The organism is Aminobacter sp. MET-1 (assembly GCF_026521175.1).
In the GTDB taxonomy this organism is placed as follows: domain Bacteria; phylum Pseudomonadota; class Alphaproteobacteria; order Rhizobiales; family Rhizobiaceae; genus Aminobacter.
The window spans coordinates 40,347-60,436 of the sequence record NZ_JAMSHL010000008.1 but is presented as its reverse complement, the minus strand read 5'-3'; the positions used below and the strand labels follow the sequence as shown (position 1 = coordinate 60,436).

Below are 20,090 nucleotides of genomic sequence, written 5' to 3'. Positions count from 1 at the left end.
AGACTCTATCGTCAGCTAGCGCGGCGGATATCGATGCGCAAGGCACAGAGCGGTTACTCGTACGCTCAGTGCTTGAAGCAGTTTTCTCTGTGCCATCGCAGAAAGTGCGGATGAGGCCGATCCGACCCGCGCATCGGCACAAGCGCTCGCCCGGTACGATTGATAATCCCGCGAATGCCATCGGCGTCGTTCGCTTGTCGGGAAATCAGGATCTCAAGCTCATCCGACAGGCTGATGAGCCCTCTGTCAAACATCCAGTGCGCAGTGCCGGATAGCGCAATGCCATTGCTCACGACATCGGGACCGCTGGCTTCCACCGGTCGGATATGCGCAGCTTCGACCTCAGCGCGTCCCCCGCCGTTGATGAGTTTTAGTCCGGTGACCGCACAGCGCTCGTCATAGGCGCGCAACACCACCTGCCGGAAAACGCGATCGCGCACGATGCGCGAACTGAGAAATGACGTCCGCTCCCGGGCTTCTTCGAAAACGAACGGCGTCTGCTCCTCCGCGAAGCCGTCGACAGGCAATTCGGGGTCATTGCGCGGAAGTAGTGGCTCCGCCTGATCCAATCCGAGGCTGACGATCCGACCGAAGTCGCTCGGTGACAGTGCTCGAACAGCAGATTGCGCTCGCCCCGAGATAGCGCCGGCATCGTTCAAGAGACCGCGCTCAATCACGCCCGCGTCATTGGAGAACGGCACCGGTCTCGCGAAATCGAGATAGCTGCCAGGCTCGATGATCGCCAAGAACATACCTGGAACACTTGGATCGTTTATGACCTGCTGGACCCTGGCAACAGCAAAATACCCTTTGGTGTCAGCCACCTTGCGAGGTTCATAATAAATGATCCAGTCACCGACGCAGGCTTGAACTCTGCCGAAGTACTGCGAAGGAAATTGATAGCGCTCCGCCGGACTATCGTCGTAGATCGAATCCGACCTGTGAATGAAGACCCCATACCCCATAGGCCTTCCGTAGCGCGAACATCCGGGAATTGCGATCTGAAAATCTTCGAATTGTCGCAGGTTTTCTCAAAGATCAGCCAGAGGGGCATCTCGATTTCGCCGCTCGGAACTACCCGATAACAGGCGCATCGGGGCCCTGCAGCGAGGTCAACGCATAGGGGCGTCGTGCATACCTTTAGCTGCAGCCTCTTCACAACACCCCAAACATCACAGATGACAGCGCCGATTCATGGCTCCTGTTCAACAGAGTAGCCGGGCAAGCGATCGACAAAGAGGTCGCGCCAGTTGCCCCGTGGGGGCCTGCTTGTCCAGCTCAATGGACGTTTCTCGGTCCAGATGGACATTGCGTTGAGCATCATCCACGAATTCCTCAGCACCCACATATTGACCATCCCCGTTATTTGACCACTAAATATACAAGTCGTGGTTCTTCCGAGTCGATTTCGGCCCGGGAGCTAAGAGGGAAGTCGGTGCCTCGAAAGGGAATGCCGACGCTGCCCCCGCAACTGTAAGCAGTGAGCTTGCGTCGAATAACGCCACTGATGCGATCGCATCGGGAAGGCCGACGTAAGTAATGACCTGCGAGCCAGGAGACCTGCCGTGACGGATTGATCGAACCTCGGGCGGGGTGTCCCGGCGGTGCGCTTGCAGTCGCATGGCCGATGGCATTTTGCGTCCAGCAGCGTTCCCGGCAAGCCCCGTCCGCAACGCCACGGGGATAGAGATGCCGGCGACTTCGACACAGACCTCCAACGGGATCGCTGCGATCCCTGTTTCCAATCCTAGAAAAGACACGACGGTGGCAGAACCTGCCTATCGCGTCATCCGCCGCAATGGCGGAGTCACGCCCTTCGATCCGACCAAGATCACCGTGGCGCTGACCAAGGCCTTTCTTGCAGTCGAAGGCTCGGTTGCCGCCGGATCGCGCCGTGTCCATGACGTGGTAGAGGAACTCACCGAGCAGGTGTCGACTGCGCTGGCGCGCCGGGTCGGCGAAGGCCGCACCTTCCACATCGAGGACGTGCAGGATCAGGTAGAGCTCGCATTGATGCGCGGCGGTCATCACAAGGTGGCCCGCGCCTATGTGCTCTATCGAGAAGAGCGCGCCAAGGAGCGGCAGGCCGAGAAGGAGATCGCGGCGCTGCCCTCTCCCTCGCTTCAGGTCCGGCTCGACGACGGAACTCTTACCCCGCTCGACGATATCAGGCTGTCGCACATCGTCGAGGACGCCTGCCAGGGACTGGAGGCGGTAGCGGCAGCGCCCATTCTCACCGAGGCTCGGCGCAATCTCTATGATGGCATCACGCTGGACGAACTGTCGCTGGCACCGATCCTCGCAGCGCGCACTCTGGTCGAGCAGGAACCGAACTACGCCTTCGTCTCGGCGCGGCTGCTGCTGGATCGCCTGCGGCGCGAGGCGCTGAGCTTCGTGTCCGGCCGCCCCGAGCAGGCTACGCAGGACCAGATGGCCGAGCGCTATCCCTCCTACTTCGGTGAGTTCGTGGCCGCCGGCATCGAGGCCCATCTGATCGACCCTGAGCTCGGCCGTTTCGATCTCGTCCGGCTGGGCGCAGCCCTCAAGCCCGAGCGTGACCTGCTGTTCCAGTACCTGGGCCTGCAGACGCTTTACGACCGCTACTTCCTGTACACCAGGGGCAAGCGTATCGAGCTGCCGCAGGCTTTCTTCATGCGCGTCGCCATGGGGCTGGCGATCAGGGAGATCGACCGCGATGCCAAGGCAATCGAATTCTACGACCTTCTGTCCTCCTTCGACTTCATGGCCTCGACCCCTACCCTGTTCAACTCGGGCACGCTCAGGCCTCAGCTGTCGTCCTGCTTCCTCACCACCATCGGCGACGATCTCGACGCGATTTTCAAGGGCATCAAGGACAACGCCCTGCTCGCCAAATATTCCGGCGGACTCGGCAATGACTGGACCCCGGTGCGCGGCCTCGGCGCCCACATCAAAGGCACCAATGGCGAGAGCCAGGGCGTCGTGCCCTTCCTCAAGGTTGCCAACGACACGGCCATCGCCGTCAACCAGGGCGGCAAGCGCAAGGGTGCGGTCTGCGCCTATCTGGAGACCTGGCACATCGACATCGAGGAGTTCCTCGACCTCAGGAAGAACACAGGCGACGACCGTCGCCGCACCCATGACATGAACACCGCCAAGTGGGTGCCCGACCTGTTCATGGAGCGCGTCGAGGCGGATGCGGAATGGACGCTGTTCTCGCCGGACGAGACCGCCGACCTGCACGACCTCTACGGCAAACCGTTCCGCACGGCCTACGAAGCCTATGAGGCCAAGGCGGCAAGCGGCGGCATCAAGGTTCACCGCAAGGTTCGTGCCGTCGATCTGTGGCGCAGGATCCTGACCATGCTGTTCGAGACAGGGCATCCCTGGGTGACGTTCAAGGATCCCTGCAACATCCGCTCGCCACAGGGCCATGTCGGCGTGGTGCATTCGTCGAACCTCTGCACCGAAATCACGCTCAACACGTCGAAGGACGAGGTCGCGGTCTGCAATCTCGGCTCGGTCAACCTCGCCAACCACGTGACAGACAAGGGCCTTGACCTCGAACGCCTGGCCAAGACCGTCAGCACGGCCATGCGCATGCTCGACAATGTCATCGACATCAACTTCTACACCATCCCCGAGGCGCGCCGCTCGAACCTCCGGCATCGCCCCGTGGGCCTCGGCCTGATGGGCTTCCAGGATGCCTTGCAGGCGCTGCGCATCCCATACGCTTCCAATGCTGCCATCGCCTTCGCCGACCAGAGCATGGAAGCGATCAGCTACCACGCCATCTCGGCCTCGGTGGATCTTGCCGCCGAGCGAGGCAGCTATCCGACTTTCGAAGGTTCGCTGTGGTCGAAGGGCATCCTGCCCGTCGATTCCATCCGTCTGCTGGAGGAGGCACGCCCAAGCGTGGAGATGGATGCATCCTGCACACTCGACTGGGAGGCCCTGCGCAAGCGCGTCAAGAAGACCGGGATGCGCAACTCGAACACCATGGCGATCGCGCCGACTGCGACGATCTCCAACATCTGTGGCGTGTCGCAGTCGATCGAGCCGGGTTACCAGAACCTGTTCGTCAAATCGAACATGTCCGGTGACTTCACCGTCGTGAACGCCCAGCTCTTCCACGACCTCAAGGTCCGAGGTCTGTGGGACGAAGTCATGGTGTCCGATCTCAAATATTTTGACGGCTCGGTCGGCCAGATCGACCGCGTGCCCGACGATCTCAAGGCACTTTATGCCACCGCCTTCGAGATCGAGCCAAGCTGGTTGATCGAGGCAGCCTCCCGCCGCCAGAAGTGGATCGACCAGGCTCAGTCGCTGAACCTCTACATCGCCAATCCCAGCGGCAAGAAGCTTGATGATCTCTATCGCCTGGCTTGGCGCAAGGGGCTGAAGACGACCTACTATCTGCGCTCGCGTTCGGCCACGCATGTCGAGAAGTCGACGCTCAAGGGCACCGACGGCAAGCTCAATGCCGTCTCGGCCAGCGTCGCTGCCACGCCTATCGAGATCGATACGAATGCGGCTTGGGGCAAGGCCTGCCCAATCGACGACCCCACCTGCGAAGCCTGCCAGTGATCGGCCCGGACAAACGAGAGGATAGAAGAATGCTTGACTGGTCCGAACCAAAGGCAACCACAAAGGCCGCCCTCCTGCCACAGCAACCCGACGCGGCTCCATCGGCCGAAGCCACTGGGCTTGGCGTGATCGAACGTGGCGGCGCGCGCGTGTCGGTCGACGACAAGCGCATGATCAATGCCCGTGCGGATGTGAACCAGCTGCTGCCGCTGAAATATCGCTGGGCCTGGGAAAAATACCTCTCAGGCTGCAACAATCACTGGATGCCGACCGAAGTGTCGATGCAGGCCGATATCGCCTTGTGGAAGTCCAAGGACGGACTGACCGAGGACGAGCGGCGCATGATCAAGCGCAATCTGGGCTTCTTCGCCGCATCGGAGTCACTGGTCGCCAACAACATCGTCCTGGCGATCTACCGCCACCTCACCAACCCCGAATGCCGCCAGTACCTGCTGCGCCAGGCCTTCGAGGAAGCGATCCACACCCACACCTTCCAGTACATCGTCGAAAGCCTCTCCCTGGATGAGGGCGAGCTGTTCAACATGTACCGCGAGGTAACGTCGATCACCGACAAGGCCGCATGGGCCCTGAAACACACGCAGTCGCTTGATGATCCCGAGTTCAGGACCGGCACGCCGGAATCCGACCAGGCATTCCTACGCGATCTCGTCGCCTTCTACGTCATCTTCGAGGGCATGTGGTTCTACACGGGCTTCGCCCAGATCCTGTCGCTCGGCCGCCGCAACAAGATGGTCGGCATCGCCGAACAGTACCAGTACATACTGCGCGACGAGAGCATCCACCTCAACTTCGGCATCGACGTGATCAACCAGATCAAGCTGGAGAACCCGCATCTGTGGACCCGCGCCTTCCAGGAGGAAGTCCGCAGCATGGTCAAGGATGCGGCAGACCTCGAGGCAGCCTATGGGCGAGACACGATGCCTCGCGGCTTCCTTGGGCTCAATGCTGCGCTCTGCGAGCAGTACATGCACTTCATCGCCAACCGCCGCTGCGCCCAGCTCGGTCTCGCGCCGGTCTTCGCTGAAACCGACAATCCGTTCCCGTGGATGTCGGAGGCCATGGATCTCAAGAAGGAAAAGAACTTCTTCGAGACCCGCGTCATCGAATACCAGAACGGCGGAGCGCTGGCATGGGACTGACGCTCGGACGCCGGCAAACGGCACGGACCGCAAAACCGCTTCCGCAACCCGAGGAGGTCCTGATAGCCTGGTTGATGGCGCAGCCTGACGGCAGCGACCTGACAGCTGCGGTCAACATGGAGATCCGTCGTCTTGACGGCTATCGCGGCCCGCATCCCGGCCCCAACCGCTTGAAAGAGCTGTTTATCGAACTCGGTCGGGAACTGGCGGTCTCCCACATTTCCGGGAGGCTCCAATGAGAAGGAAGGTGCTGATCATCGGCATCGGTGCGGGCAATCCCGACTTCGTCACCGTTCAGGCGGTGAACGCCATGAACAAGGTCGATGTGTTTTTCATCCCGAACAAGGGCATCGGCAAGCAGGAGCTTGCCCGTGTCCGGCGTGAGATCCTTGAGCGTCACGTGCGGGACCGCCCCTTCCGAACCGTAGAGTTCAAGACACCCGAACGGCGCGCCGGCGACGACTACGAGCAGCTGGTGTCCGACTGGCATGAAGAGGTCGAGGCGACATACGGCAAGCTGGTCATGGAGGAACTGGACGCGTCGCAGACCGGGGCATTCCTGGTCTGGGGCGATCCGACCCTCTACGACAGCACCATGCGCATCCTCGATCGCCTCAAGGACCGCGGTGATTTCGAACTCGACTATGAGGTCCTTCCCGGCATCAGCAGCATTCAGGCGCTGGCGGCCCAGCACAAAGTCGCCTTGTGCGACATCGGGCGCTCGATCCTGATCTCGACCGGGCGTAGCATGGGCGAAGGTTTTCCCAACAATGCCGACAGCGTGGTCATCATGCTCAATGCCGAGAAGACGTTGCGGCAAGCCGACGGCGATCTCGATGTCTATTGGGGCGCCTATGTCGGCATGCCGGAAGAGGTTCTCATCTCGGGCAAGCTCAAAGAGGTGATCGACGACATCGAGCGTGTCCGCAACGAAGCGCGTCGCGCCAACGGATGGATCATGGACGCAGTGCTTGTGAAGCCAGCAAGCACCTGACGGCAACATGGCCGCTGTCGTCTTTGCATTCCGCCGATGTCGCTTTCGCGGCTTTGTCAGCGATGCTTCCGTGATCTGATCAAGATGTTCAAGGTGCCCGCCGGCGAAGTGGTCTGCGGGATAATTGGGAAGCCGGTTAGATCCCGGCGCTGCCCCCGCAACGGTAGCGAAGCTTGACGTCTCGACGGGAGAACCACTGGGCAAATGCCTGGGAAGGTGTCGGGACAGTCCTCAACAAAGGACAGCTTCGGAGCCCGGAAACCAGCCTCGAATTCTTTCAACCGACTGATCGCGGTGGGCGGTCAAGAGGCAGAGCGTCCGGGCATTTGAACCCGCGCGATCTTCCCCTCCATACCACCAGTTCAGTCCTTGTACCGCTAGCGAGGACGGACATGGACACGCGCAATGAAATGCTGAAACTCATCCGCGAACGGCGCGATGGCTTCAGCCTGCAGCAACCCTTCTACATCGACCCGGAGTTCTACAAGCTCGACCTCGAACTGATCTGGTATCGAGACTGGCTGTTCGTCGGCCACGACTGCGAGGTCGCCAAAGCCGGAAGCTTCTTCACCGTCCAGATAGGCGACTATCCAGTCGTCATCGTACGCGGACGCGATGGTCAAATCCGCGCCTTCCACAACTCCTGCCGCCATCGCGGCAGCCGCGTCTGCACCACGGAAAAAGGAACGTCGGCGCGACTGGTCTGCCCTTACCACCAATGGACCTACGACCTCGACGGCAAGCTGGTCTTCGCCCGCCAGATGGCAGAGAACTTCAACAAGGAGGACTTCGGGTTGAAGCCCGTCGCCTGCGAAAGCGTCGGTGGCTACATCTTCATCTGCCTGGCCAAGGAGCCGGCCGACTTCCGCCCGTTCCGGTCACTGATGGAGCCGTACTTCGCTCCCCACAATCTGGTCGATGCCAAGGTCGCTTTCGAAGCCACCATCGTCGAGAAGGGCAACTGGAAGCTGGTCTGGGAGAACAACAGGGAGTGCTATCACTGCGCGGCCAACCATCCTGAGCTGTGCAAGACCTTCCCCGAAGCTCCAACCGTCACCGGGGTTAACGGCGCCGAAAGCGATCCCGACATGCTTGCGCATTGGTCGCACTGCGAGGCGGCAGGGCTGCCCTCGCGCTTTCGAATAGACGACGAAGGACAATACCGCGCCACCCGCGCCCCGCTTCTCGGCAAGGCCGTCAGCTACACGACTACGGGCAGGCGTGCCGTGCGCAAGAACCTGTCCGACCAGGTCGCGGCCGACCGCATCGGCACGCTGTTGCTCTACCACTATCCGACGACCTGGAACCATGTTCTAGGCGATCATGCCGTCACCTTCCGCGTATTGCCGATCAGCACAACGGAAACGGCAGTCACCACCAAATGGCTGGTGCATAAGGACGCGGTCGAAGGTGTCGATTACGACTTGAAGGAGTTGACCCATGTCTGGACCGAGACCAACGACGAGGACCGCCGCATCGTCGAGGAGAACGCCTTCGGCATCAGGTCGCCGGCCTATGAGCCCGGGCCATATTCCGAACATCACGAAGGCGGCGTGATCCAGTTCGTCGACTGGTATGCGCGCTTCATCGAACCACGGCTCGCCGACGGGCAAAAGCCCGCCCTGCGCAGCGTCGCCAGAGGGAGTAGGTCATGAATGCCATGAGCGACCCCGCCCTCTATCGCCACCTCGACGAGATGACCCCGTGGAATGATCGCCTCCAGGTGCTGGAGGTGATCGGTGTGGTGGATGAAGCACCTGATGTGAAGACTTTCGCCTTCCGTTCGGATGCACAGACCTGGTTTCGCTACAAGCCGGGCCAGTTCGTGACGCTGGAACTGCCGACACCGGACGGTCCGCTCTTGCGGACCTACACGCTGTCGTCGTCGCCATCGCGACCGTTCTCCATCGCCGTCACCGTCAAGGCGCAGGCAGGCAGTACAGGCACGCGCTGGATGTTCGACAACCTCGTCCCGGGCTCGCGCCTCAAGGCGTTTGGTCCGGTCGGGAACTTCTCTCACCACAACCATCCGGCGGCAAAATACCTGTTCATCTCGGCCGGCTCCGGCATCACGCCGATGATGTCGATGCTGCGCTGGCTCAACGACTGCGCCCCATGGACCGACGTTGCCTTCGTCAACTGCGCCCGCTCGCCCGACGAGATCATCTTCCGCAAGGAACTCGAACTCCTGGGCAGCCGCATGCCGGGCCTGTCGCTCGGATTCATGATCGAAGAGCGGTCGAGCCGCGAGAGCTGGTTCGGCCATATGGGGCGGATCGATGCCATCAGGCTACCGCTGCTCGCGCCAGACTTCCGCGATCGCGAGATCTTCTGCTGCGGACCCGACCCGTTCATGCGTGCAGTGCGCGACATGTTGCAAGCGGCGGGCTTCGACATGGCGCACTATCACCAGGAAAGCTTCGGCACGCCTGTCGCCGAAGTGTCGCCGATCACCACCGCCCCGGGAAATGAAGACGCAGAAGGCAGCACCGCGTTTGCCATCAGCTTCGTCGGTTCTAATGTGGACGGCCGCTGCGCCGCCGACCAGACGGTGCTGCAAGCTGCACGTGCCAACGGCGTTCGCATTTCTGCTGCTTGTGAGTTCGGTCTGTGCGGCACGTGCCGCGTCAGGAAGATCTCCGGCGAAGTCGCCATGAGCCACAATGGCGGCATCCTAGACGACGAGATCGCCGAGGGTTACATCCTCGCCTGCTGTTCCAGACCGCTGTCAGCACTGGAATTGGAAGCATGAGCGCGAGCGACGAACGGGCAAAAGTCACCGCGCCACGCAAGAAGATAGACGGCCAGTTGATGGCCGCCATATCGCCGCTGCCGCCGCCGGAGGAGGTGTTCGTGGACTGGCTGTTGTCGGTGCCCCACGGCATCAGCATCGAGGCGGCAGCGCGACGGCAGCTTGCCGTGATGGATCGGCGAGCGCTTCCCAACTCCGATGTCCAGGTACTTCGTACGCTTCTCGCCGCAGTCGCAGGTCGTAGCCACTGCCGACCGATGTTCAATCCTTGAAGCTTCCGCCACTGTTTCGGCTGGCGAAGGTTTTGTTTTGGCCTAGCCGAGCGAAGGCATATCCGCGGCAGGCCGAAGTTCCGTATCCACCGCGATCTGACAAAAGTAGCCCGCGTTCACGCAGCGTTTGCACACAGTTAAGATGTACCGCCCCGACTGAAAGAGGGCGGAACTCGCTTCGCGAAACACGCAAAGAAAAAGGCGTTGAGAAACAACGCCTTATCTCAAAGAATATTGATGTTAAGTGGAGTATTCCGGATCAGAACGGAATCTCGTCGTCGAGGTCACGCGAACCGCCGCCGCCCTGGCCACCGCGATTGCCGCCGCCGCCACCGCCAAAGCCACCACGATTGCCGCCGCCATAGCTGTCGGTCGGGCTCGACTGACCGAAGTCGGAACGGCCACCGCCGCCGCCACCGTAACCACCGCCCTGGCCGCCACCATAGCCGACCTGGCCACCGCCGTAGCCGGCGTCACCACCCTGGCCGCGTGCGTCGAGCATCTGCAACTCACCACGGAACTTCTGCAGCACGATTTCGGTGGTGTAGCGCTCGACACCGTCCTTTTCCCATTTACGGGTCTGGAGCTGGCCTTCGATGTAAACCTTCATGCCCTTCTTCAGGTACTGCTCGGCGACCTTGGCGAGATTGTCATTGAAGATGACGACCTGGTGCCACTCGGTCTTTTCCTTGCGCTCGCCCGAATTCTTGTCGCGCCAGCTTTCCGAGGTCGCGATCCTCAGGTTGACGACCGGCTCGCCTGAATTGAGACGGCGGATTTCAGGGTCGGCACCCAGATTACCGACCAGAATGACCTTGTTGACACTACCTGCCATGACACCGCTCCGCGCTTATCCGAAACCAAAATTCCAAGAAAATGTGAGGGCGCACACTAGCCCAAAGCACGCTCCGCCCGCGCCCCCTGCCGACGGAAAACCACATACCGTCCACAAGTCATTTTTGTTCTTATTTTGTTCTATCGCTAATGGCGGTAAATGGCAAGAGCCAGTCGCACCAAATGCAAGCGGGCCGCCCTTTCGGACGACCCGCCAGCATTCTGACGTCAGGAGCAGGGCTTATGCCTCGCCCTGCATGCGGTCCTTGAAGAAATCAAGATGCTTGCGCTGCGCCTCGATCATCTTCTCGCGATAGATGCCGTAGATCACGTCGGTGTCGTGCAGCGTTACACCCTCGATTGTCGGCGAGGCGAAGGTCGGCAGTTCGATGCCGCGGTCGGCGAGCTTTTGCGCAGTACGCGCGATCAGCTCATGCGTCATGATCATGGCAAGCACCGTCGACGAGCCGGCCACCGGGCGGCTCCAGCCCTTCACCGGCACGATCGCGTCCTCGATCGGCGAGGTCGTGTCGATGACGACGTCGGCGGCATCGGCCAGGCGCTTGCCTGAGGAATGGCTTGCCGGCTTGTCCAGATTGTTCTTGCTGGTGATGGCGACGACAAACAGTCCGCGTTTCTTGGCGTAGAGCGCCGTGTCGATGCCGGAAGCGTTGCGGCCGCTATGGCCGTAGATGATGATGGAGTCGCCGGGGTTGAGCGGCTGGTGGTCGAGGAATTTTTCGGCGTATTTCTCGGTGCGCTCCAGCCACAGAAGCTCACGCACGCCGCCCGAGCCCAGCACGTTGTGCCACATGACGCGCGGGTCGGTCAGCGGATTGAAGCCGACATAGGAGCCATAGCGCGGAAACGCCTCCTGGCATGGCAGCACCGAATGGCCTGAGCCGTAGAGATGCACCAGCCCCTTATTGGCAAGCGTCTCGGCGAGCCTTGCCGAGACGGTTTCGAATGCCGCCTCGTTGGCGCTCGCTGCCCCGTCTATGAGCTTGGCCAGCCGGCTGATGTAGGAAGTCGTCATGGGAAAAACCTTTCAGATGGTCAGAGATGGAGAACGGAACGGATTTCGTAGCGGTCGCCGCGCATGGTTGAGACCGTGAACTCGAACGGGCCGGAGCGGTCGAAGGCGATGCGCTCGACCATGAAAGCGGGACTGCCGGCGGCAAGCTGGATCAGCTCGGCATCCTCGGGCTTGACCTCGCCGATGCGGTAGATCTCGCGCGCTTCCTGGGGCACGATGCCGTAGCTCGCCTTCAGCGTCTCATAGAGTGATGAGACGCCAGCCGCAGTCTCGAGCAGGCCCGGAACGCGCGCCGCGGGCAGATGCGCCGTCTGGATGCCGATGGGCTGGTCGTTGCCGAGCCGGAGGCGGCGCAGCTGCAGAACAGGCGTGCCCTCCTCGATCTCCAGCGCGCCAGCCACCTGGGCATCAGCAGAAATGATCCGAGCGTCGAGCAGCCTAGTGCCAAGGTTGAGGCCGAGATTGGCCATCTCTTCGGTGAAACTGGTCAGCCCGCGCACGCCGGCAATGACGGTCGGGCTGCGCACGAAGGTGCCACGCCCGTGCTCGCGGCTGAGCAGACCGGAATCCTCAAGGTTGCGCAGCGCGTGGCGCACGGTGATGCGACTGACACCAAGCAGGTCGCACAGCCGCTCCTCATTGGGGATCTGCGCGCCCGTCGCCCATTCGCCCGACGAAATCAGCGTCCGCATCGCTTGTTCGGCCTGATGCCACAGCGGTTCCGGCCGACTGCGGTTGGGTTTCGCGAAATTTCCACTCATCGGACTTCGTCCCATTGTTGACCCCGCGCCCCGGCGAATGCCGCACCGACAAGGCTCGCGTCCTTGCCGAAATCGCCCATCTCGATGCGCACGTCCTGCAGATGCGGTGGCAATTGCCTCTCCATCGCGGTCCTCACCATCGGCACCAACACATCGGCGGCTTCGGCCACGCCGCCGGCGAAGATCACCGCCTGCGGGTCGAGCAGCGCCACCGCTGTCGCCAGGCTCACGCCCAGTGCCTGCGCCGGCCGCGCCAATGCGCCGAGCGCATCCGCATTTGCCGCACGTGCCGCTGCCACTAGCCCGCGCCCGTCGCCAAACCCGGCCTTTTCGCCGATGGCAGCGAGCGCCCTGCCCGATGCCTGCCGCTCCAGCCAGCCGTCGCGATCGTCGCCGTCGTCGTCGAGGTCGGCGCAGGCCCAGCCGAAAGAACAGGCCGCGCCCTGCCCGCCCCTGACGATGCGCGAGCCCGACAGCACCGCCGAGCCGATGCCGGTGCCGATCGCCACCAGGATGGCGTCCGAAAGCCCCTTGGCAGCACCGGCAGACGCCTCGGCCAGCAGCGCCAGCTGCGCATCCTGCCCAAGGCCAATTGCAAGACCTGGAAACAGCTCTTGCAGATCGACATCGTCGAGCCAGGGCAGATTGGGAATCCACAGGCAGCGCGTGCCGCGTGCTGTGCCCGGCACCGAGATTCCGAGCCGCTCGGCGCCATGTTCCCGCGTCAGCCCGGTTATCTTGTCGCGGAAGCCGTCGAGCCACTGGGGCGCCGGCCAAGCGCCAATATGCACGACGCCAGCAGGCGCGGCGGCGTCGCAAATCCCTGCCCGAAGCTGCGTGCCGCCGAGGTCAATGGCCAGAACCTTGCTCATCCCTTCACTCCGGAGCTGACGATGGAGTCGACGAAGAAGCGCTGCAGGAACACGAACAGCACCAGCGGCGGCAGCACGGCGAGCGTCGCCCCGGCCATGACGAGGTTGGTGTTCATCGCGCCACGGTTGTAGCTCAACAGCCGGCTGAGGCTGATGACGATCGGATACTGGTCGGCATTGCCCTGCAGTACCGTCAGCGGCCAGAGATAGCTGTTCCAGTGATAGACGAAGGCAAACAACGCCAGCGCCGCCACCGCCGGCGTCACCAGCGGCGCCACGATCACGAACAGGATGCGCATTTCGGACGCGCCATCCATGCGCGCCGCATCGATCAGGTCGTCGGGCACGCCAGCAATGAACTGCCGCATCAGGAAAATGCCGAAGGCATTGGCGAGGTTGGGCAGGATCACGCCGGCAAGGCTGCCATCGAGCCCGATGGTGCCGATGATCCGGTAGAGCGGGATCAGCGTCACGATCGGCGGCAAGAACATGGTTGCGATCATAAGCGCAAACAGCACGTTGCGGCCACGGAAGCGATGCTTGGCGAATGCATAACCCGCCATCAGGCTGGTGACGATGATTCCGGCCGTGGTGATGGTGGCGATCACGGCCGAGTTCAGCATCGAGCGGCCGACGTTGATGACGCCGGAGACCTTTTCGAACGCCTCGAGGCTCGGGCTCGCGGGAAGCCACACCGGCGGCACCTGCATGGTCTCGGCCGGCGTTTTCAGGCTCGACAGCACCATCCACACCAGCGGAAAGGCCGAGGCTACCGCCACCACAAGCATCAGCACGGCAACCATGTAGTCGCCGACGCCCGGCCTGGGTCGGTAGAAAAGAAGCCCGCGGCGCGGCCGCCATTCGCTTGCGGCGCTCATTCGTCGTCTCCCTTCCGGGCAAAGGCGAACAAAGCGAAGATCACCACGATCAGCGACAGCATCAGCGTCACCGCCATGGCCGAGCCCAGGCCGCCCTGGGCGCGTTCGATACCGACGCGCCTGATGTGATAGGTCAGCACATTGGTCGAGCCCACCGGCCCGCCTTGCGTGATCAGCGCCACCGGCTCGAACACCTGCACCGCATTGATGATGGCAATGACCGCGCTGAACAGAAGTGTCCGCTTCAGCAAGGGCAGCGTGATCGCGGTGAACTGCTGGCGCACGTTCGCTCCATCGATGGTCGCTGCCTCGTAGAGACTGGTCGGGATCTGTGTCAGCCCGGCCACCACAAGCACGGTGAAATAGCCGACCTGCTGCCAGACATTGAGGAACACGATTGATACCAGCGCCGTGCTGGGCGACGACAGCCAAGGCTGCGGCCCAACGCCCAGCCAGCCGAGCATCTGGTTGATCGGCCCCTCGCTCGGCGAATAGAGCTTTGACCACACCAGCGCCACTGCGATCATCGGCACCATGTAGGTCGAAAACAGTATCGTTCGCAGCGCGTTTCCGCCGGCGACGTTGCGCTGGTAGACCAGCAGCCCGAGCCCGACCGAAACAGGCAGGATCAGCGCCACCGACATCAGCGTGTAGAGCGCGGTGTTGACCAGCGCGCCCTTGAAATCGCGCCCCACCGATGTTGCGCCAAAAATCTCGCGGAAATTGTCGAACCCGACGAATTCGGCCGTCTGGAAACCGGTCTGCGTCGACCAGTCCTGCAGCGACAGCCACACCGTCAGCACCATCGGCACGACGATGAAGGCGCCGATGAGCGAGACGGCCGGCGTCAGCATCATCCAGACGGAATGTTGGTGGGTTCTTGTCATGAAATGGATCAGGTGCAGTCGAGGGTGCGCGAAACGGTGGTGACACTGCGTGGCTTCTCCCCGTTCACGGGAAGGTGAGAGGCGGTCCGCATGGTGGACGAAAAGGCAATTGCTTGGCTTTTCGAGCATCGAACACCGGCAGGCAGATGAGGGGCAGCGCCCAGCTCTCCGAATTTGGAGCTGCCCCTCATCCGACCCTTCGGGCCACCTTCTCCCCGCCAACGGGGAGAAGGAAAAAGGCCTACTTCGCAGCCTTCTCCAGGATCGAGGCCGCGTCGGCCTGCGCGTTCGCCTGCGCCTCGGCAGCCGAAACCTTGCCATATTGCAGCGCCTCGATGGCCTGCTGCAGCGACTCCGAGAACTCCTGGCCGCCGAGCACGACCGGGAACGGCTTGGCGTCGGCCAGCACGCTGACATAACCCGACAGGAACTCGGAACCGAGCTTGTCCTTGAAGGCTTCAACGTCAGAGGTCCGCGACGGCAGGATACCCATCGACATCAGGATGTTGGCCATGGCGGAGGCGCCGTTCGGGCCCGATTTCGGGCTGTTCAGCCAGGCAAGGAAGTCCCACGCCGCCTTCTGCTCGGCTTCCGCCGCGCTAGCATTCACCACCGTCATCCACGAATAGGAGATCGAGCGCGGCTTGTCGCCCGAAGGCCCGACCGGGATTGGTGCGGTGGCGATGTCGGCGAACTTGTCGGTCATGCCCGCCTTGAGAGCACTCTCCCACCAGTTGGCCATGATGATCATGCCGGTCTTGCCGGAGACGAAGTTGTCGAGGAACGGCCCGGTGGTGTTGGCGTCGGCCGTGCCCATGGCCGGGTCGCTGGAGCCGGCCTTGATCAGCTCCTCATAGAGCTGGAAGGTTTCGCCGGCGTTCTTGCTGTCCAGCACCGGCTTGCCGTCGGTCACCAGCTCGCCGCCATTGGACACCAAAAGCGACGAGAATGGATGCACCACACCAGCCGCCCAGCTGTTGATCATGCCAAAGCCCTGCTGTCCCGCATCCTTCTTGGTCAGCTTGGCAGCTGCGTCCTTCAGCTCGTCCCAGGTCTTTGGGGCCGCTGCGATTCCCGCCTCCTTGAACAGTGCCTTGTTGTAGTTCAGCGCATAGACGTCGATCTCGTTGGGCACGCCATAGAGCACCCCGCCGACGCTTGCGGCAGACACCACGCCTGCCGGCCAGCCGCCCTTGACCTCGCCGGCAACAGCCTCGGGCGCCGGAGCGACCAGCTTGTCGCGCGCCAGCTCCGGCAGCCACAGGTCGTAGATGCCGGCAATCGTGGCACCCTGCCCGCCGCCCTGGGAGCGTAGCGTCGTCAGAAGGTCACCGAACGGCACCGCGCGCACCGTCACCGACACGTCGGGATGGTCCTTGGAAAAATCCTTGGCCGCCTGCTCCAGCAGCGCCACCGTCTCCGGCGACCAGTGGGTCAGGTAGGAAATATTAACTGACTGCGCCCACACGGCGCTCGGCAACAGCGCGATGCCGACGGCCAGCGCACCCTTGATCCACGCGAGTTTCATGAAATCGTCCTCCACATGCGGGGCCATGTTCCCGGCCTGATCCGCGCCAAGAGGTTATAACGTCATACTGACCTGTCAAGCAGCCAAATGAAATTTGCTGTGCCGTGAGATACCCAGCGGATCCGCAGACAGCCACCACGCATTTGGCAGGAGGCCGCCGGCGCCCGCTTGCAGTCGAACACGCCCTCCGCGACAACTGCGCTGCAGCAAAATCCGATCTGGCTTTGGGGGAGCGCCGCCTACATCGACGAGTTCATCATGCTCTGCGCCGGCGCCTGGATGACGGCTGTCGGCTTTGGCTATGTCGACCTGCCGACACCAGCCAACCAGCCTTGGCTTGGCGACCTCGTGCGTCAGTTCAAATGGATGGGACCGTTGCTGATCTTGATCGCCATCGTTCTCGGTGTCGCCGCGCCATCCTGACGACCAGCCGGGGATGTGCAGAGAGTTCCCAGCCGCAGCGTTGACAAGGCAGAGCGGCTGCGGGCATGCTCCGCTTGCTGCGTAGGGCGCATCGGCGCGAGCCGAAAGGGCAATGCCCGCCTGCGATAGACAGACACCCCAGTTGCGCCCATGTCGAACCTCGAAAACCTCAGGAAGCAGGCCAAGCAGGTCCTGCGCTGGCATCGCGAAGGCTATTTTCCCGTTGCGGCACAAATCCGGGACACGTTGCCCCGTTTCAGCCGGCTCAGCGACAGCGAGATCATGCGTACCGCCTTCAAGCTCAGCGACGCCCAGGAATTCGTCGCGCGCCGGCAGGGTTTTGACGATTGGCGGGCGCTCAGATCAGGAGCACACGCAGTGACAGCTTCCAACCACGCCCGCCAACCAGCTCTCAGCTCGGTCTCGGCGCAACTCTTCGTCGCCGACATCGCGGCATCCTGCGCATTCTTCACCGAAAAGCTCGGCTTCACCGTCGACTTCGTCTATGGCGAGCCGCCTTTCTACGGCCAGGTCGTCCGCGACCGGGCCGCACTCGCCCTCAGGCTCGTCTGCGAACCGGTCTTCGTCGGCGACATCAGGACGCGCGAGCACTTGCTGTCGGCCTCGATCGCCGTCGACACGGCAGCCGAGATCAAGCAACTCTTCCTCGATTTCCAGGCCGCCGGCGTGACGTTCCACCAGACCTTGCGAAAGGAGCCATGGGGAGCCCGCAACTTCATCGTGCTCGACCCTGATGGCAATCTGATCCTGTTCGCCGGGCCGGCCGACTGAAATCGATCGCACCGGAGCGCGCCTTTGCCTGGCACACCCCCGGAAAATGCGGTCAATCTGGCGTGAACTCAAAGGTCGCGATCGTTTCTGACACGGTTTGTCGGCTGCTCCGCAAGCCTCGAAACACCGCAAGATCGTCCACCCGGTCGACAAGCGCGAGATGCTCTTCGATGACGTGATAATGCGGGCGGGAAAAATAGTCGTGCACCAGGATCGGACCCGACGTGTTGAGCGCACTCGTCAGCGCGCAGGCGACCCTGAACCTGCCGTCGACGAGCACCATCGCCTCGCCCGTCACCGGCCACGGCGCACGCGCATAGCCCGGCCATCTCGGCCGGGCGGCATCATCTTTGGGAAAGCCCCATTCCTTGACCGGGCCGATATCGGCGTGGACAAGGGTAACCCGTGCGCGGACCAGTTCAGGATCATCGCGCAGCCTCGCCAGCCACAGCGGATCGCTCTCCACTGAGATGATCCGGCGCACGCCGTTGGCCAGCGCAAACAAGGTGCTGGCGCCTGCTCCGTACTCGACCACCAGTCTGCGTTTCCTGAGGTGACGGCGCAGAAGCTCGGTCTCCGCCTGCGTCATCAGCGGCAGTCGCTCGGCGCGCCGCCTCCACCGGCGAACGAAGGGGATCAGGTCCAGCATGGCCTCACGCTAGAAAGAAGCGGACCGTGAAGCAACTGGCAGCTGAGACAGGCTCCCGGGACATCGCGAGCCAAAAGAACTCCTAGCTCGCGCTGTAGACCGGCGCCGATTGAAGGTAGCGCCCGAAGGCATCGGCGTTCGGAGGCGCGAACCGTTCGGCCAGCGGATTGCGTTTCTTGACGGTTGCGCCGATGTCTTCGAGCAGTTCATCGAAATGCCTGAAGTGATAGGGCGCTACACAGAGCCCGCCATAGACGCTTGCCGCCGGCCGCTCGTTGCGTTTCCAGTCGAGCATCATGTCGATGTTCTCACGCATCTCGCGCGCCGATGGCTGCTTCGCCAGCATGCCATCGGCATAACGCACCAGCCAGTTGGCGGCGAGATCGGCACACAGCACCGTGCAGAACGACGAGTTGAAACCGACGAAGCCGAGATCGGGAACATCAGGATTGGCGATCACCCGGTACAGCCGGTACTGGCCGTCATCGTCGATCAGCTTACGGCGCACGTCCTCGGGCAGGAACGGAATGCCCATCTTCCAGCCCGTTGCCAGCACGGCGAGATCGGCCTTCACCATTTCGCCCCCGGTCAGCGCCACCGAACCATTTTCATAATGGTCGAATGTGCCCTGCACCGCCTTGATCCTGCCCGACCGGATCATCTCGAAGAAGCCGGGCGTCACGATCGGTACCGAGCAGTTGATCTCCTGTTCGATCGGCACCTTCGGGCGCATGCCCGCCTTGTTGAGCTTGAGCTGCATGGTCAGCAGGCTTTCCAGCGCCCGCCAGTTCGCCCAGACGAACGGCTTTGCAATTGCATGCTTCAGCCGCCCGAAGGCGCTCAGCCCCCAGCCGGGGAACATGTTCTCCTGGGCGCGGGTGTAGAGGATGCGCTTGAAGTTGATCAGGCCGCCGATGAAATAGGGAATGCGCCAGATCGGCTCGCGATAGACGATGGTGACGTTGCGCGCACCCTTCTGCGCCGCGTTGACGGCAATGTCGGTGGCTGACTTGGAGAAGCCGAGCACCACCACGTCCTTGTCCTTCACGACAGCCGGATCAGTGTATTCGCTCGAATGCATGACCGCGCCACCGGCAGCAGCAAACACATCCTTGCCCGGAAACTCAGGGATGTTCTTGTCGCTGAAATTGCCTGTGCAGACGACGACGAAGTCGAAATGCTCGCGGGAAGTGCCACCCTTTTCGTCCTCGAGCGTCAGCGTCCAGCCGCCTTCGCCGCCCCGCTCCATGCCGGCGACCGCGCAGGTGTAGCGAATGATGCCGGGCAGCCCGTGCTTGCGCGCATAGTCGGCAAGATAGGCATGCACCTGCACGCCCTTCGGCCACTCCGGAAACTCATCCGGCATCGCCATGTCGGTGTAGCGATAGAGCTCCTTGGGACTCTGCGTCTGCACGTCGGGATAGGAGCGCGCCGGCTCCCATACGCCTCCGAGATCGCCGCTGCGCTCGACGATGGTCACGTCATGCCCATGCTGCCTGAACGTCTTGGCCGCCACCAGCCCGCTGACGCCGGCGCCGATCACGCACACTTTCTTCTTGCTGACCATGTGCTCCTCCTGATTTTTGGCAGCGGCCCGCTGCCCCGCCCGCACCATGGTTCGGGAGGTTCTCGCCGACGGGCAGCCGGCATTCACTGTTGAACGATGGGCGCATCAGCCCGAACGCA

19 protein-coding genes and 2 riboswitches are annotated in these 20,090 nt (G+C 62.4%); of the genes, 9 read left to right on the top strand and 10 right to left on the bottom strand.

The window, feature by feature from the left end; all coding sequences use genetic code 11:
• Positions 1-65 precede the first annotated feature (65 nt).
• Positions 66-965 carry an HNH endonuclease gene (locus tag NDO48_RS13440; RefSeq protein WP_267321633.1) on the bottom strand — a complete coding sequence of 300 codons (900 nt, stop codon included), beginning with the start codon at positions 963-965 and terminating at the stop codon, positions 66-68.
• 407 nt (positions 966-1,372) lie between these two features.
• Positions 1,373-1,583: riboswitch (cobalamin riboswitch) on the top strand.
• 106 nt (positions 1,584-1,689) lie between these two features.
• Between NDO48_RS13440 and NDO48_RS13435 the strand changes: the two genes are divergently transcribed.
• The 7 genes from NDO48_RS13435 to NDO48_RS13405 all read left to right on the top strand — a co-directional run bounded on the left by NDO48_RS13435 (position 1,690) and on the right by NDO48_RS13405 (position 9,744).
• Complete coding sequence (locus tag NDO48_RS13435) at positions 1,690-4,566, top strand: ribonucleoside-diphosphate reductase subunit alpha (protein ID WP_267321632.1); 2,877 nt, start codon at positions 1,690-1,692, stop codon at positions 4,564-4,566.
• Positions 4,567-4,595: 29 nt separating this feature from the next.
• Positions 4,596-5,726 carry a ribonucleotide-diphosphate reductase subunit beta gene (locus NDO48_RS13430; RefSeq protein ID WP_018428014.1) on the top strand — a complete coding sequence of 377 codons (1,131 nt, stop codon included), beginning with the start codon at positions 4,596-4,598 and terminating at the stop codon, positions 5,724-5,726.
• Complete coding sequence (locus tag NDO48_RS13425; RefSeq protein ID WP_018428015.1) at positions 5,717-5,965, top strand: hypothetical protein; 249 nt, start codon at positions 5,717-5,719, stop codon at positions 5,963-5,965. Before NDO48_RS13430 ends, NDO48_RS13425 begins: the two co-directional genes overlap by 10 nt.
• Positions 5,962-6,720 carry a precorrin-6A synthase (deacetylating) gene (cobF, locus tag NDO48_RS13420; RefSeq protein ID WP_018428016.1) on the top strand — a complete coding sequence of 253 codons (759 nt, stop codon included), beginning with the start codon at positions 5,962-5,964 and terminating at the stop codon, positions 6,718-6,720. Before NDO48_RS13425 ends, cobF begins: the two co-directional genes overlap by 4 nt.
• Before the next feature lie 74 nt (positions 6,721-6,794).
• Positions 6,795-7,005: riboswitch (cobalamin riboswitch) on the top strand.
• 107 nt (positions 7,006-7,112) lie between these two features.
• Complete coding sequence (locus NDO48_RS13415) at positions 7,113-8,375, top strand: aromatic ring-hydroxylating oxygenase subunit alpha (RefSeq protein WP_018428017.1); 1,263 nt, start codon at positions 7,113-7,115, stop codon at positions 8,373-8,375.
• Between the two features lie 5 nt (positions 8,376-8,380).
• The gene (locus tag NDO48_RS13410) at positions 8,381-9,472 is read left to right on the top strand and encodes a 2Fe-2S iron-sulfur cluster-binding protein (protein ID WP_416377203.1); all 1,092 of its coding nucleotides are present in this window, start codon (positions 8,381-8,383) and stop codon (positions 9,470-9,472) included.
• Entirely contained in the window at positions 9,469-9,744 is a 276-nt protein-coding gene (locus tag NDO48_RS13405; RefSeq protein WP_018428019.1) for a hypothetical protein, read from the top strand. Before NDO48_RS13410 ends, NDO48_RS13405 begins: the two co-directional genes overlap by 4 nt.
• A 259-nt stretch (positions 9,745-10,003) precedes the next feature.
• Here the strand turns inward: NDO48_RS13405 and ssb are convergent, their stop codons facing one another.
• The 7 genes from ssb to NDO48_RS13370 form a co-directional block, all read right to left on the bottom strand.
• Positions 10,004-10,579: a single-stranded DNA-binding protein gene (ssb, locus tag NDO48_RS13400; protein ID WP_018428020.1), complete on the bottom strand. Its 576-nt coding sequence runs from the start codon at positions 10,577-10,579 to the stop codon at positions 10,004-10,006.
• Between the two features lie 240 nt (positions 10,580-10,819).
• On the bottom strand, positions 10,820-11,614 hold the full coding sequence (locus NDO48_RS13395; protein ID WP_018428021.1) for a sugar isomerase domain-containing protein: 795 nt from the start codon (positions 11,612-11,614) through the stop codon (positions 10,820-10,822).
• 20 nt (positions 11,615-11,634) lie between these two features.
• Positions 11,635-12,375, bottom strand: coding sequence for a GntR family transcriptional regulator (locus NDO48_RS13390; RefSeq protein ID WP_267321630.1), 741 nt, complete (start codon positions 12,373-12,375; stop codon positions 11,635-11,637).
• Positions 12,372-13,247, bottom strand: a complete 876-nt coding sequence (locus tag NDO48_RS13385; RefSeq protein ID WP_267321629.1) for an ROK family protein — start codon at positions 13,245-13,247, stop codon at positions 12,372-12,374. Before NDO48_RS13385 ends, NDO48_RS13390 begins: the two co-directional genes overlap by 4 nt.
• Positions 13,244-14,125, bottom strand: coding sequence for a carbohydrate ABC transporter permease (locus NDO48_RS13380; RefSeq protein WP_267321628.1), 882 nt, complete (start codon positions 14,123-14,125; stop codon positions 13,244-13,246). The genes NDO48_RS13385 and NDO48_RS13380 overlap by 4 nt, the downstream gene beginning before the upstream one ends.
• A complete protein-coding gene (locus NDO48_RS13375) occupies positions 14,122-15,012 on the bottom strand; it encodes a carbohydrate ABC transporter permease (protein WP_026227208.1) in 891 nt (296 codons plus the stop codon). Before NDO48_RS13375 ends, NDO48_RS13380 begins: the two co-directional genes overlap by 4 nt.
• A 241-nt stretch (positions 15,013-15,253) precedes the next feature.
• Positions 15,254-16,540: an ABC transporter substrate-binding protein gene (locus tag NDO48_RS13370; RefSeq protein ID WP_267321627.1), complete on the bottom strand. Its 1,287-nt coding sequence runs from the start codon at positions 16,538-16,540 to the stop codon at positions 15,254-15,256.
• Between the two features lie 168 nt (positions 16,541-16,708).
• On the opposite strand from NDO48_RS13370, the gene NDO48_RS13365 reads away from it, so the two are divergent.
• Both NDO48_RS13365 and NDO48_RS13360 read left to right on the top strand, forming a co-directional pair.
• The gene (locus tag NDO48_RS13365) at positions 16,709-16,963 is read left to right on the top strand and encodes a hypothetical protein (protein ID WP_267321677.1); all 255 of its coding nucleotides are present in this window, start codon (positions 16,709-16,711) and stop codon (positions 16,961-16,963) included.
• A gap of 150 nt (positions 16,964-17,113) precedes the next feature.
• Positions 17,114-17,755 carry a VOC family protein gene (locus NDO48_RS13360; RefSeq protein ID WP_018428028.1) on the top strand — a complete coding sequence of 214 codons (642 nt, stop codon included), beginning with the start codon at positions 17,114-17,116 and terminating at the stop codon, positions 17,753-17,755.
• Positions 17,756-17,807: 52 nt separating this feature from the next.
• Here NDO48_RS13360 and NDO48_RS13355 read toward each other — a convergent pair whose 3' ends face one another.
• Both NDO48_RS13355 and NDO48_RS13350 read right to left on the bottom strand, forming a co-directional pair.
• The gene (locus tag NDO48_RS13355; protein WP_018428029.1) at positions 17,808-18,404 is read right to left on the bottom strand and encodes a hypothetical protein; all 597 of its coding nucleotides are present in this window, start codon (positions 18,402-18,404) and stop codon (positions 17,808-17,810) included.
• An 82-nt stretch (positions 18,405-18,486) separates the two neighbouring features.
• Positions 18,487-19,971 carry a flavin-containing monooxygenase gene (locus NDO48_RS13350; protein ID WP_267321626.1) on the bottom strand — a complete coding sequence of 495 codons (1,485 nt, stop codon included), beginning with the start codon at positions 19,969-19,971 and terminating at the stop codon, positions 18,487-18,489.
• Positions 19,972-20,090 lie beyond the last annotated feature (119 nt).

Bases quoted from the DNA above. Each gene is read 5' to 3' on its own strand.
- NDO48_RS13380 (WP_267321628.1), bottom strand. From the start codon at position 14,125: ATGAGCGCCGCAAGCGAATGGCGGCCGCGCCGCGGGCTTCTTTTCTAC.
- NDO48_RS13355 (WP_018428029.1), bottom strand. From the start codon at position 18,404: ATGCTGGACCTGATCCCCTTCGTTCGCCGGTGGAGGCGGCGCGCCGAG.
- NDO48_RS13350 (WP_267321626.1), bottom strand. From the start codon at position 19,971: ATGGTCAGCAAGAAGAAAGTGTGCGTGATCGGCGCCGGCGTCAGCGGG.
- NDO48_RS13370 (WP_267321627.1), bottom strand. From the start codon at position 16,540: ATGAAACTCGCGTGGATCAAGGGTGCGCTGGCCGTCGGCATCGCGCTG.
- NDO48_RS13360 (WP_018428028.1), top strand. From the start codon at position 17,114: ATGTCGAACCTCGAAAACCTCAGGAAGCAGGCCAAGCAGGTCCTGCGC.
- NDO48_RS13385 (WP_267321629.1), bottom strand. From the start codon at position 13,247: ATGAGCAAGGTTCTGGCCATTGACCTCGGCGGCACGCAGCTTCGGGCA.
- NDO48_RS13395 (WP_018428021.1), bottom strand. From the start codon at position 11,614: ATGACGACTTCCTACATCAGCCGGCTGGCCAAGCTCATAGACGGGGCA.
- NDO48_RS13440 (WP_267321633.1), bottom strand. From the start codon at position 965: ATGGGGTATGGGGTCTTCATTCACAGGTCGGATTCGATCTACGACGAT.
- NDO48_RS13375 (WP_026227208.1), bottom strand. From the start codon at position 15,012: ATGACAAGAACCCACCAACATTCCGTCTGGATGATGCTGACGCCGGCC.
- ssb (WP_018428020.1), bottom strand. From the start codon at position 10,579: ATGGCAGGTAGTGTCAACAAGGTCATTCTGGTCGGTAATCTGGGTGCC.
- NDO48_RS13405 (WP_018428019.1), top strand. From the start codon at position 9,469: ATGAGCGCGAGCGACGAACGGGCAAAAGTCACCGCGCCACGCAAGAAG.
- NDO48_RS13415 (WP_018428017.1), top strand. From the start codon at position 7,113: ATGGACACGCGCAATGAAATGCTGAAACTCATCCGCGAACGGCGCGAT.
- NDO48_RS13425 (WP_018428015.1), top strand. From the start codon at position 5,717: ATGGGACTGACGCTCGGACGCCGGCAAACGGCACGGACCGCAAAACCG.
- NDO48_RS13410 (WP_416377203.1), top strand. From the start codon at position 8,381: ATGAGCGACCCCGCCCTCTATCGCCACCTCGACGAGATGACCCCGTGG.
- NDO48_RS13435 (WP_267321632.1), top strand. From the start codon at position 1,690: ATGCCGGCGACTTCGACACAGACCTCCAACGGGATCGCTGCGATCCCT.
- cobF (WP_018428016.1), top strand. From the start codon at position 5,962: ATGAGAAGGAAGGTGCTGATCATCGGCATCGGTGCGGGCAATCCCGAC.
- NDO48_RS13390 (WP_267321630.1), bottom strand. From the start codon at position 12,375: ATGAGTGGAAATTTCGCGAAACCCAACCGCAGTCGGCCGGAACCGCTG.
- NDO48_RS13430 (WP_018428014.1), top strand. From the start codon at position 4,596: ATGCTTGACTGGTCCGAACCAAAGGCAACCACAAAGGCCGCCCTCCTG.